7 protein-coding genes and 1 tRNA gene are annotated in these 11,044 nt (G+C 52.2%); 6 read left to right on the top strand and 2 right to left on the bottom strand.

Annotated features, from left to right (window positions below; genetic code table 11):
* Positions 1–72: 72 nt before the first annotated feature.
* The 3 genes from CYR32_RS19255 to CYR32_RS19245 are packed head-to-tail and all read left to right on the top strand — an operon-like array spanning position 73 to position 4,796.
* A complete protein-coding gene (locus CYR32_RS19255) occupies positions 73–1,398 on the top strand; it encodes an EH signature domain-containing protein (protein ID WP_101826741.1) in 1,326 nt (441 codons plus the stop codon).
* Positions 1,395–4,523: a DEAD/DEAH box helicase gene (locus CYR32_RS19250; protein ID WP_101826740.1), complete on the top strand. Its 3,129-nt coding sequence runs from the start codon at positions 1,395–1,397 to the stop codon at positions 4,521–4,523. The genes CYR32_RS19255 and CYR32_RS19250 overlap by 4 nt, the downstream gene beginning before the upstream one ends.
* Positions 4,524–4,562: 39 nt before the next feature.
* Positions 4,563–4,796 carry a hypothetical protein gene (locus CYR32_RS19245; RefSeq protein ID WP_241523866.1) on the top strand — a complete coding sequence of 78 codons (234 nt, stop codon included), beginning with the start codon at positions 4,563–4,565 and terminating at the stop codon, positions 4,794–4,796.
* 543 nt (positions 4,797–5,339) lie between these two features.
* Here CYR32_RS19245 and CYR32_RS19240 read toward each other — a convergent pair.
* The gene (locus CYR32_RS19240) at positions 5,340–6,638 is read right to left on the bottom strand and encodes a tyrosine-type recombinase/integrase (RefSeq protein WP_101826739.1); all 1,299 of its coding nucleotides are present in this window, start codon (positions 6,636–6,638) and stop codon (positions 5,340–5,342) included.
* A 151-nt stretch (positions 6,639–6,789) separates the two neighbouring features.
* Here CYR32_RS19240 and CYR32_RS21735 point away from each other — a divergent pair.
* Positions 6,790–6,874, top strand: a tRNA-Met gene (locus CYR32_RS21735).
* Between the two features lie 63 nt (positions 6,875–6,937).
* Here the strand turns inward: CYR32_RS21735 and CYR32_RS19235 are convergent.
* Complete coding sequence (locus CYR32_RS19235; RefSeq protein ID WP_101826738.1) at positions 6,938–7,600, bottom strand: TetR/AcrR family transcriptional regulator; 663 nt, start codon at positions 7,598–7,600, stop codon at positions 6,938–6,940.
* 66 nt (positions 7,601–7,666) lie between these two features.
* Between CYR32_RS19235 and CYR32_RS19230 the strand changes: the two genes are divergently transcribed.
* Positions 7,667–8,389, top strand: a complete 723-nt coding sequence (locus CYR32_RS19230) for an SDR family oxidoreductase (protein ID WP_101826737.1) — start codon at positions 7,667–7,669, stop codon at positions 8,387–8,389.
* Between the two features lie 226 nt (positions 8,390–8,615).
* A complete protein-coding gene (bglX, locus tag CYR32_RS19225; RefSeq protein ID WP_101826736.1) occupies positions 8,616–10,913 on the top strand; it encodes a beta-glucosidase BglX in 2,298 nt (765 codons plus the stop codon).
* Positions 10,914–11,044 lie beyond the last annotated feature (131 nt).

Genomic DNA, 11,044 nt, shown 5'->3' with positions numbered 1-11,044 from the left:
TACACCAGCTAATGCAGCGGAAATTGAAAACATCCGCAAGAGTCTCATCGAGCCCCTGAAGAGGAGCGCGCTATGAAATTGAGCGATGTTTTTCAGAAGCCGGTAGCCCTCTCAAAGCCAGCAATAGCTGTATCAAAAAGTTTAACGGTAAAGATCCAAGCCATTCATGAGCGCTGGCCCGATGTCGTCAAGGAGATTGCCGATCGCGATCGCGAAAAGATGTTACGCAAGCTGCTTGATCATGTAGAGCGCTGGGAATGGGATGATGTAAAGATGTCCTTTATCTGTTCAGGCGCACCGATTGTTTTTGATAAACAATTCAGAGATCAGGGCGAGTTTGCGGTGCTGCAAGAGTTTTATCTGCGGGAAACCATTGTTACAGAGTCGGCGCCCTTTATTTCTGCAATGATATCGGCCTATATCCGTAGTTATGAACCGGGTTCAGCACATACAATCAAAATTAAAAACTGCCTTGATATCGCCAGCGAACATATGAGCGATAAGTGGAAGGATATTGTCGGGCAACTACCCGAATTCTTTGATGCTAACCAGGCACATCAGGTTTTAGCAGAGAAAATGGTGGCAATGAATTCGCCCTGGAAAGAGCTTAAACAGTTTGGCATTACACGCCCGCACGATCCCGGTTTAATGTCGCACGCTCATCTGGCCTATATAGCATTACTGGCGCCTGGATTGAATGAAAGACCTGCTATTGAGAAGCTGCTTGCCTGGCTCAAACCCGAGGGCAGAAGTGGCGCTTTGATGAATGGTGCAGCGGAAGCCATCAACGCACTGTTATCACACTGGTTGCATACACAACCTGACGAAGAACTTTCTCGCTATCTGACCGAAACGCTGGTGGACTGGTACGAAGATCCGCGCTTGAGTCGAGGCGGCGTATGGGGAAGCGTAGATGAAGCTTGCCGAAATTTAATTATAAACTGGCTGACACGTGAGAATATTCTGTTCTTTTTAGATGTAGTTTCAGACGTTGAAGACAGCCATATGTGGGAACCTCGGCGCAAGTTCTGGCTTAACTTATACCATCAGGGCAGAATTGATTCAGCATGGGTGGCTTTCAGTGCAGAAGCCGATATGCGGGCCAGATCGATAAAAAAAACTATGCGGGAAAGCGCGACTTTTACCTTCGGACGGCAAGTTGCTGGCAGCCGAAAAAATACCTCATTGCTTATTCTGAAAATTGGACATTGCATTGTGGTTGAAGGCTCACACAACTACAAAGTGCATATTTTTAGCAGTGATAATAAAAAAGCGCCTGAACTGTTTAAATTGACCTACGATTGCGAACATATCCGCATGCTGCCTAATCCTGTTGCGATTCCACACTTCAGCGGTTGGCAAGATAGAGTGCGCGAACAAATTGAGTATCTGTCATGACTTTTACCTTCAATCATAATGCAAAGGCGATTACCCTTAATATTGCTGAAGAAAAACAGAGCTTCGTTAATCGCCTGTTTAAAAGACAACAGCCCACGACTTTATCTGGTCTGACACAGAAGGATCGCGCCTTAGCTTTCGCCATCGCAGATCTGAAAGCGCTGGCAGAAGAATTTGGAGAGCCTTTAACTATAAGTGATGACACTATCGTAATGAGTCATCAGTTGGCAGGCCGTCTGGATGCCGAAACAGCACAAGCTTTGGGTCTGCCTCCTCTCGTCGATCTGACATTGAAAACGGACATCGAAGGCTCACTCGGGAGCGATACTTTTCGTTTACAGCATGAATGGCTACGTAATGGTGTTCGCCAGATACCACGCCGAACCGGCTCAATTTTAGCCACATCCCAGGGATTACGCCGGCTGCCATTGTGGATGATGGAAGCTGTTGAAGTTGCCGAAAACTTTACGCCCGGAGGCGGGGAAGCTTCGGACTGGGAATCGCTGGCGCGCTTCCGCCAGGCCCTTGATCCTGGTGTGCAAATGGGCAATGAAATCAACGCTGTTCGTGTCTCGCTGACCGACTTTATGCAAGGTTTAGAAGTCCGCATTGCCGATCGTTTTTCTGTTTCCATCAGCTCAAATGATGCTGATGATTTCGAAATCGTCCCTTTTTCCGGTAAGAACGTGGAAGAACTGGAAAGCAGCGGAGAAGCGGTTAGAGAAGCTGCAGGTGAGCTAAGTGAACAAACGTTACGTCGGTTCCAACAACGTGTCAGAACTCAAGGAGCGCTTTCCGCTTACCGTGTTGGCGAAGGCAATTATCTGGTCATTGACCGCAGCGCTCGTCCCATTCTTGATGTCATGGTGAAGAAGCAAAAGTCTTCACCTGAGGAACGACGCGCTTTCATTGAAAACCCACGTCCTGCGATTACCAGTGCTGTTGAAAAATACTTAAGGCAATCGGGCAAGCTGGACGGGCTCGACGATGTGGGTGAAGAAGAAGCAATTGAAGCTGCAGCAGGTCCCGCATTTGTCGAAACCGTTGAATATTCTGAACGTGTTAAAGGGATTTTGCATTACCGAAAAGGTGTTGTTTCTGCGCCCATGACTAGAGAAACGGACTGGTTGCCTGAGGTAATCCCTGATGCCCTGACCAACATTATCGCTGCGATGGATAGCCAGGCGCTGGCAAGCGTCTGCGATCAGTTGCGTAATGCCATTGATGCATCTCAGGATGAAGTTGAAGTCGCGTCTCATCCTGTTAAAGCCATAGAAGAGACATTGCGCGCGCTTGAAAAGCGTTTAGCTGATCTAAAAGAGATAGAAGGTTCAGCGGAAACAACAGACATTGAAGATACGTCTGCATTTAATGGCCTCCCCCCCGCTACGGTGATCCTGGATACCAAAGACAACTTTGAGGAGCTGTTCTGGCAGCCTGACCTTAGAGAACGTCCTGTATTTATTGATGAGCAACTTCCCGCGGGCGTTAAAACAGCATTGCGGCCGCATCAGCTGGAGAGCTTTAGCTTGCAGCTTTCATCATGGAAGTCAGGCATGCCAGGCATTTTGAATGCAGATGAGCAAGGCTTAGGTAAGTCACTTCAAACCATCGCATTTCTACGCTGGTTGAAAGAGAACAATAACGTCAGCACTGCCAGCAATAAAGAGCGCGGGCCAATACTTATTGTTGCCCCAACCTCATTGCTGGAAAACTGGAAAGCGGAGGTCGAGCAACATACTGATAACAAAAAGCTTGGTCAGTTGCTTCCGCTCTATGGTTCATCGCTAAGCCAGTATAAAAATTTCGATGCTAAAGGTGTCGAGACAAAAGATGGCAGTACCTTACTGAATTTTCAGCAGTTGCATGAGTCAATCAGGGAGGGAAAAGGCCATCGTTTCTGGATATTAACGACCTATACAACGCTGACTAATTACCAGCACTCTTTTGCGAAGATCCATTTCTCGGCCGTGGTATTTGATGAAATACAGGCGGTCAAAAATCCTGACTCGCTACGAGCCCGCGCCGCCCGCGCCGTCAATGCTGACTATCGAATTGGCCTGACAGGCACACCGATTGAAAATACCACGGCCGATCTATGGGCGGTCATGGATCAATTGGCCCCTGGTTCTCTGGATACGTTGCGTAATTTCAACAGCCTGTATAGCGAACCTGATGAACAGAATATGCTTCAGCTCTATCAGCAAGTCTTTGAACCTCGCAATCAACTGCCACCTTTAGCGTTTCGCCGTTTAAAAGAAAATGTTGCGAAAGAGCTGCCTGCAAAAACACGCTTTCTTCATCCGCGCCTGATGCCGGAAGGACAAGCGATTGCCTACGAAACAGCCCGGTTAAAACTTTCTCAGGGCGGTCCCGGCGCTGCACTTAAAATGCTGCAGCATATCCGCGGCGTTTCAGTACATCCGGCCATGGAAATGAGCGGCGACAATCAGAGTTTTATCGATGCATCTGCTCGTCTAAATGCATGCTTTGAGATTCTGCATCGCATTAAAGCAAAAGGTGAGCGGGTTCTGGTTTTCATCGAACACCGCAAGATGCAGTTCCGATTTATGGAACTGGCTCGCCAGGAATTCGGGCTTAAGCATATTGATCATATTAACGGCGACACGCCCATTCAGAAGCGTCAGGCTATTGTGCGCCGATTCCAGCGCCATCTTGAGCAAGATGGTGGCTTTGACTTGCTGGTGCTCGGCCCTAAAGCAGCCGGAACGGGTTTAACGTTGACTGCCGCAACACATGTCATTCACCTGTCTCGGTGGTGGAACCCTGCTGTTGAAGAGCAATGTAATGACCGTGTACATCGTATCGGCCAGCAGCACCCAGTCCAAATCCATATGCCAATGGCCATACATGCTGGCTATCAGGAACACTCTTTCGACTGTTTACTCCAAGGGCTTATGTCACGCAAACGAAGCTTAGCGCGAGCGGCCCTCTGGCCAATGGGTGACAGTGCCGGTGACATCTCACAGCTACAGGCAGCTTTAAGAAAAGACAAGTCTGAGGCGAGTGGAGATATTTTAGAAACAAGCATCCGTATGATGTTTGAAAGAGATGCTGAAACTGATGGCAAACGAATGGACGATGGATCATATCGAATCAGTTAGCTTCGTAATTTTCTCAGTATTTAAAAAAGGATAACAAGGATGAGCCGCTATACCGGTGAAGAACAAGTAGACCAAATTTTAGAAGCAGCCAGTGAATGGCGGCAACGTTGCCTGATTAATGGCGGTTCACTTTTCAGCAATAAAAACCTGTGGGACAGTCAGCATCTGGTCGAAATTGAGCGCGATGTGGTCAACAGCCAGCTAGAGCTTGAAGGCAACTTTATGCATCGCCTTAAAGAACAGCTGGCCAGCGTCTCTCCAGAAGCGAAATAGCTCACTGCAGAAATGCTTTGGCTACTGTTTCTTTGTGCCAGCAATATCAGCGTCAGAACCAAGCGTGAACAGATAACCACCATCTGGTGGCAGGACACAATTGCTTGCGAGTGGTGTCATCAAGGCTTAAATCAGATTTTATTGCCTGAATGTCCCTCCCTTCTTCATAAATATCCTCCGCTGCTATGTAGGACAGTATTTTTCCTCAACCTGCTCTGTAGTGAGCTTTTCCATTCTCTCCATTGCTGCTTTGTAAGCGGCGGGTAGTTCGCGAGGTGATCTATCTTCATTTCGCCAACCAACCCTTATATCGCTTAGCCAAGAATCGAAGCGATCTCTACAATTTTTTAGGCTATTGTAAAACTCCTTTGAGTTTTTACCCTCCCCGAAAGATGGATAAAAAAGAGCACAGGCATCTTTCCAGCTACTAACGCCCAGTAAGGCAGGCGGTTTCTCCTTGCCGAAGCGGGAGAGATACCAAGCAACTTCTTATAACCCTTCACTATGAAAACTCATATGGACCTCCAGATCTCTCTAAAACAATCATCTAAATAAATTAACCACATTGCTTGTGGCTTGCTCAACCCTGTTGACTCGCCGTTCCCATAGCTCCAGCGCCTTACGCTTCTCGCTAAGATAATCATAACGGTCATAGTGCTTCGAGCTGACATCCTGCAAAGCATGGTTTTGAATGCGGTCGCGCAGCTCTTTCGAGACACCGATTTCGCCCATCAGCGTTTTACAGGTTCGTCGTAAATCCCTTGCAACAAACACCGGATTGTCAGGGAAATGCTCGCGATAGTAGATGATAGCCTGTGCAAAACTGTCGGTTCGCAGATGCTTACCCGCATCCAGTCGCTGCGGGAAGATGAACGGACTATCGTTAATATTTTCCTTCTTCAACTTTTCCAGAATTTCCACAGCTGAGTCCGTTAGCGGTACCAAATGGTCGCGCTTGTTCTTCGACACGTCAGCAACAATTAATAGAGTTTTCTCTTCCCAGTTCACGGCGTCCCATCGACTGGAAGCCAGTTCATGCGGGCGCTGACCACCAGCATAAACACATAAATTAAGCAGCAAGCTCACCGTGCTGCCGACGCTTGGCGTTTTGGGGAACTCACCCATCAGCTGTTGCAGCTCATTCAACTTTAACCAGTTGGTTCCAGCTTTCTCTGCTGCAGACTGTTTAGGGATGACGCTCACCGGGTTCATCTCAAGCCCAAACATCACGTTCTGCTGGTGGTTGGCCGGATCGTTATCCGCTTTAAGACCATAATTGAACGCCGCCATCAGATAAGAGCGGACACGGTTTGCTTCAACGCTCGCACCGCGCTGAATGATAGCGGACAGAATCTGTTTGATATGTAGCGGTGTGACTTCGTTAGCCTTCGTATCTTTGGCGATAAAGGAATAGGTTTCTTTTTCCAGACGGTACAGCACCTGCTGCCATGTCCGTTTCCCATCTTCCCGCATTTTGTTGGTGTAGCCCTGAATAAGCTGCTCGATGCTGCCCTTTAACTGTTCGGCACGCTTTTGCTTTTCCAGCGCGATTTCCTGTTCAGCCTTTTCGACCTTAGGGTTCTTCCCTTCCTTCAGCGTACCGGCATAACCTTTCGCAAGCTGACGAGCCTGAGCTAACGACATTTCAGGATAACGACCCAACTGAATAAAGTAGCGCTTAGCATCCCAGTAGTAGCGATAGTAGAAAACTCGCTGCCCGGAGGGCTCAACTTTTACGCCCAGACGCCCTGCTCCGCGCTCACCACTCTTGTCCCATACCTGATAAGCCGAATCGCGAGCTTTTAGGCCGCGCACCATTGAGTCCGTTAAATTGTCTGCCAAAAGAGAGTCCTTACGAAAAATGTTTTACTGCCGTTTTCTGGGTGATGTAGCAGGTGACGTAAGGATGATACTGAAAGCAAATATCCGGAACAACATGAAACGAAGGAAAAATGCATAACTTACTGTTTTATAGCATTTAACAGGCAGACATGGTTAAAGGTGGAAAATGATGAAACAAGCTATTCATATGACTCATAATCGCTTGGTCGTTGGTTCAAACCCAACAGGGGCCACCAAATTTTACTTTTAAAATCATATGATTAAGCCACCTTTCACGGTGGCTTTTTTATTTTGCAAAATCAAAGTGGCGATGAAATGGCGGCATCATAATTGCCCCCCACCGCATACGCCCTCACATACCCATACCCTAATGTATTCAAATGCTGATGCATCGCCTCCAGCGTGGTGGCTGACGGGTCGCTGCCGACGGCGTGGCACAGCGCGCCGGCCAGGGCGCTGACCAGTATCACTGCCACGGTATCCGGCTGGGCAAAGGAGGCGTCTGCGGCGCTTGCCAGCAATGCGCTGACTGCCCGGCACATCTTGCCTTGCACTTGCTGAAGGATCTCCTCGCCGCCGTGGGCCATGGCAATCATATACAGCGCGCGTGAGGCCTCAGGCCGCGCCAGTTTCGCCCCGATATACGTGCCGATCAGCGCCCTGACCATCGGCTGCAGCGCGGTGCCGTGCTGTTCCCTGCAGCAGGCGATCACCGCCTGGCTGACGTCATGGAGATGGCGCGTCAGCAAGCTGTTCAGCAGCGACTGTTTATGAGGGAAGTATTGATAGAGCGTCCCGACGGAGACGCCGGCGCGCTCAGCGACCCGGGTGGTGGTGCAGCGCTCCAGCCCTTCGGCCATCAAAACCTGAAGGGTGGCTTCCAGAATCGCGTCAACGGTGGCGGCCGATCGCGACTGAACCGGCATTTTACGGGGCTGTAGCTGGAGGTTATCAGATTTCATGGAATGCGAATTCTAAAGGTGAAGGAGGTTTCATAGTATAACGACTCACCCCAGAAGGAGTAAAAAATGAACACTTCACGTTTCGCGCTGGTGACCGGCGCTAACAAAGGCATCGGCAAAGAGATTGCCAGACAACTGGCACAGCAGGGCTACCATGTGTTTCTGGGCTGCAGGGATGCCGCGCGCGGCAGAGAGGCGCAGGCGGAGCTGGAAAGCGCCGGTCAGGTTGAGTTCGTGGCGCTGGATGTCACGGACGGTGCCTCAGTTGACGCCGCCGCCGCCCAGGTAGAAGCCCGTGCCGGCCGGTTGGATCTGCTGATCAATAATGCCGGCATCGCGCCGGATGCCGCGCCGCCCAGCCAGGTGAAGCTGGATGACATCCGGGCGACCTATGAAGTGAATGTGCTCGGCCCGGTGAGGGTCACGCAGGCCTTCCTGCCGCTGCTGCGTAAAGGTGAACAGAAAAATATCCTCAATATCTCCAGTGAGCTGGGGTCACTTGCCCTGCACAGTTACCCCGACTTTGCCTACCACGGGGTCAATATCTTCAGTTACAACTCCTCCAAAACCGCCCTGAATGCGTTTACCGTACTGCTGGCAAAAGAGCTGAAAGCGGAAGGCTTCCGGGTGAATGCGGTTAACCCCGGCTTTACCGCGACCGATCTTAACCAGCACAGCGGCCCGTTAGCACCGGCTGAGGCAGCGGCAGCCATCGTGCATTATGCCGTACAGGGAGCGGACGGCCCCACGGGCGGGTTCTTCTTCCAGGATGGGCAGGTGCCCTGGTAAGCGCCTCTCTTTACTCCCTTTGCTTTCAGGGCGACTGCGGCTTTATGCGCAGCGCCCTTTTTTCGTAATGCCTCGCAAAGTTGGGTGTAAACTTCTGATACATCGTGATATCAGTTGCTAACGGCTTGAACGACATATTAGATTCACACCACGCCACCGGGCAGGCAGCTCCGGGCCGTTTTGTGCAGGGCACCCCCACCGGCTTTACGTATTCAAAGGATGAGTAATGAATAAGCGTTGTTTACTTGGCATTCTGGTTTGCCTGGCAGTGTCACCCGTTTATGCGGAGCCGGTTCCGCCCGCGCCCCAATATCAGGTAAAGGAAAAAACCGCCTTTATTAACCATCTGCTGAAGCAGATGACGCTGGATGAAAAAATTGGCCAGCTCAATCTGGTGACCGTGGGGCCGGAGTACCCGAAAGAGGCGATCATGGCAGACATCCGTGCCGGGAAAGTGGGCGGGATGTTCAACACCGTGACCAAGCCGGACATCCGCCGCATGCAGGATCAGGTGCAACACAGCCGCCTGAAGATCCCTTTGTTCTACGCCTATGACGTGGTACACGGCCAGCGCACCATTTTCCCGATAAGCCTGGGCCTGGCCGCCAGCTGGGACATGGACGCGGTGGCGCTGAGCGGGCGCATTTCCGCCATTGAAACTGCCGCAGACGGCCTGAACATGACCTTCTCACCGATGGTGGACATCACGCGTGACGCCCGCTGGGGGCGTGTCTCAGAAGGGTTCGGTGAAGACACCTACCTGACGTCACGGCTGGCCGATGTGCTGGTGAAAGCCTATCAGGGGGATGACCCCTCCGCGCCCGGCCACATCATGGCCAACGTGAAACATTACGCCACCTACGGCGCAGCGGAAGGCGGCCGGGACTACAACACGGTGGATATGTCACTGCCTAAAATGTTCCAGGATTACCTGCCGCCCTATAAAGCCGCCATTGATGCCGGGGCCGGTGGGGTGATGGTCTCACTGAATGCGGTGAACGCTATGCCGGCCACCTCCAATAGCTGGCTGCTGAACGACATCCTGCGCAAACAGTGGGGCTTCAAAGGCGTGACGGTCAGCGATCACGGGGCCATCGGCGGGCTGGTCAAACATGGCGTGGCGGAAAATAACCGGCAGGCGGCGGCAATGGCGCTCAAAGCCGGGGTCGATATGGACATGGCCGATAATATGTATGGCCTCTATCTGAAAGGGTTGCTGAAGGACGGCCTGATCAGCCAGCGGGATATTGACCGCGCGGTGCGTGACGTGCTGGATGTGAAATGGGACATGGGGCTGTTTGCCGATGCCTACCGCCACCTCGGCCCGGCCTCCAGTGACCCGGCAGACACCAATGCCGAGAGCCGCCTGCACCGCAAAGAGGCGCGTGAAGTGGCCCGTACCGCGATGGTGCTGCTGAAAAACCGTGCCCAGACGCTGCCGCTGGCGAAAAGCGGCACCATTGCCGTGGTCGGCCCGCTGGCCAAAAGCCAGCGCGACATCATGGGCAGCTGGTCAGCGGCGGGGGTTTCAGCCCAGACGGTCACGGTGTGGCAGGGTATGCAGAATGTGGCCGGGAACAAGGCCAACCTGCTCTATGCGCGCGGTGCCAACGTCACTGACGATCAGGCGATCGTGGATTACCTGAATTCCTACGATAAGGCAGTGGTCAACGATCCGCGCCCGGCGCAGGAGATGATCGATGAAGCGGTGAGCGTGGCGAAACGTGCTGATGTCGTGGTGGCGGTGGTGGGGGAATCCCAGGGCATGGCGCATGAGGCCTCCAGCCGCAGTGACATCACCATCCCGGAGAGCCAGCGTGACCTGCTGAAAGCGCTCAAGGCCACCGGCAAACCGCTGGTGCTGGTGCTGATGAACGGCCGCCCGCTGGCCCTGCCGTGGGAAAATGACAATGCGGACGCCATCCTGGAGACCTGGTTCAGCGGCACCGAGGGCGGCAACGCCGTGGCGGATGTGCTGTTCGGGGACTACAACCCCTCCGGCAAACTGCCGATGACCTTCCCACGCGCCGTGGGCCAGGTGCCGCTCTACTACAATGTGCTGAATACCGGGCGGCCGTTTAACCCGAATAAGCCGGATAAATACACCTCCCGCTATTTTGACATCACCAACGGCCCGCTCTACCCGTTCGGCTACGGCCTGAGCTACACCCGCTTCAGCGTGTCAGACATTACGCTCTCCAGCGGCTCGCTGAACCATAAAGGCCAGATCACGGCCAGCGTCACGGTGAAAAACACCGGCGACCGGGCCGGGGCCACGGTGGTGCAGCTCTACCTGCAGGATGTCACGGCCTCGCTGGCCCGCCCGGTTAAAGAGCTTAAGAACTTTAAGAAGATTAACCTTCAGCCCGGTGAGCAGCAGGTGGTAACCTTCCCGATCGATGAGACGGCGCTGCGCTTCTTCAACAACCAGCTGAACTGGGTCTCGGAACCGGGGCGGTTTAATGTCTTTATCGGCCTCGACTCACAGGATGTGAAAAAACAGAGCTTCCTGCTGACTGAGTAACCTGAAGGAAGGGGGCCGCCCGGCCCTCTCTCCTTCCTGATGAAGAATGACGGCTGCAGGCATAATTACTACGCTTAACCACAATGAATATCGTGTTTTCTGACGTATTTTTTCGCCACCCGCCGGTTCTT

Source organism: Chimaeribacter coloradensis (assembly GCF_002858715.1).
Lineage (GTDB): Bacteria > Pseudomonadota > Gammaproteobacteria > Enterobacterales > Enterobacteriaceae > Chimaeribacter > Chimaeribacter coloradensis.
This window is presented reverse-complemented; position numbering and strand designations above follow the sequence as displayed.

What these genes read in the sequence shown, in the direction of transcription:
- CYR32_RS19255 (WP_101826741.1), top strand. Translation starts at nt 73, where the DNA reads ATGAAATTGAGCGATGTTTTTCAGAAGCCGGTAGCCCTCTCAAAGCCA.
- CYR32_RS19250 (WP_101826740.1), top strand. Translation starts at nt 1,395, where the DNA reads ATGACTTTTACCTTCAATCATAATGCAAAGGCGATTACCCTTAATATT.
- CYR32_RS19245 (WP_241523866.1), top strand. Translation starts at nt 4,563, where the DNA reads ATGAGCCGCTATACCGGTGAAGAACAAGTAGACCAAATTTTAGAAGCA.
- CYR32_RS19235 (WP_101826738.1), bottom strand. Translation starts at nt 7,600, where the DNA reads ATGAAATCTGATAACCTCCAGCTACAGCCCCGTAAAATGCCGGTTCAG.
- CYR32_RS19230 (WP_101826737.1), top strand. Translation starts at nt 7,667, where the DNA reads ATGAACACTTCACGTTTCGCGCTGGTGACCGGCGCTAACAAAGGCATC.
- bglX (WP_101826736.1), top strand. Translation starts at nt 8,616, where the DNA reads ATGAATAAGCGTTGTTTACTTGGCATTCTGGTTTGCCTGGCAGTGTCA.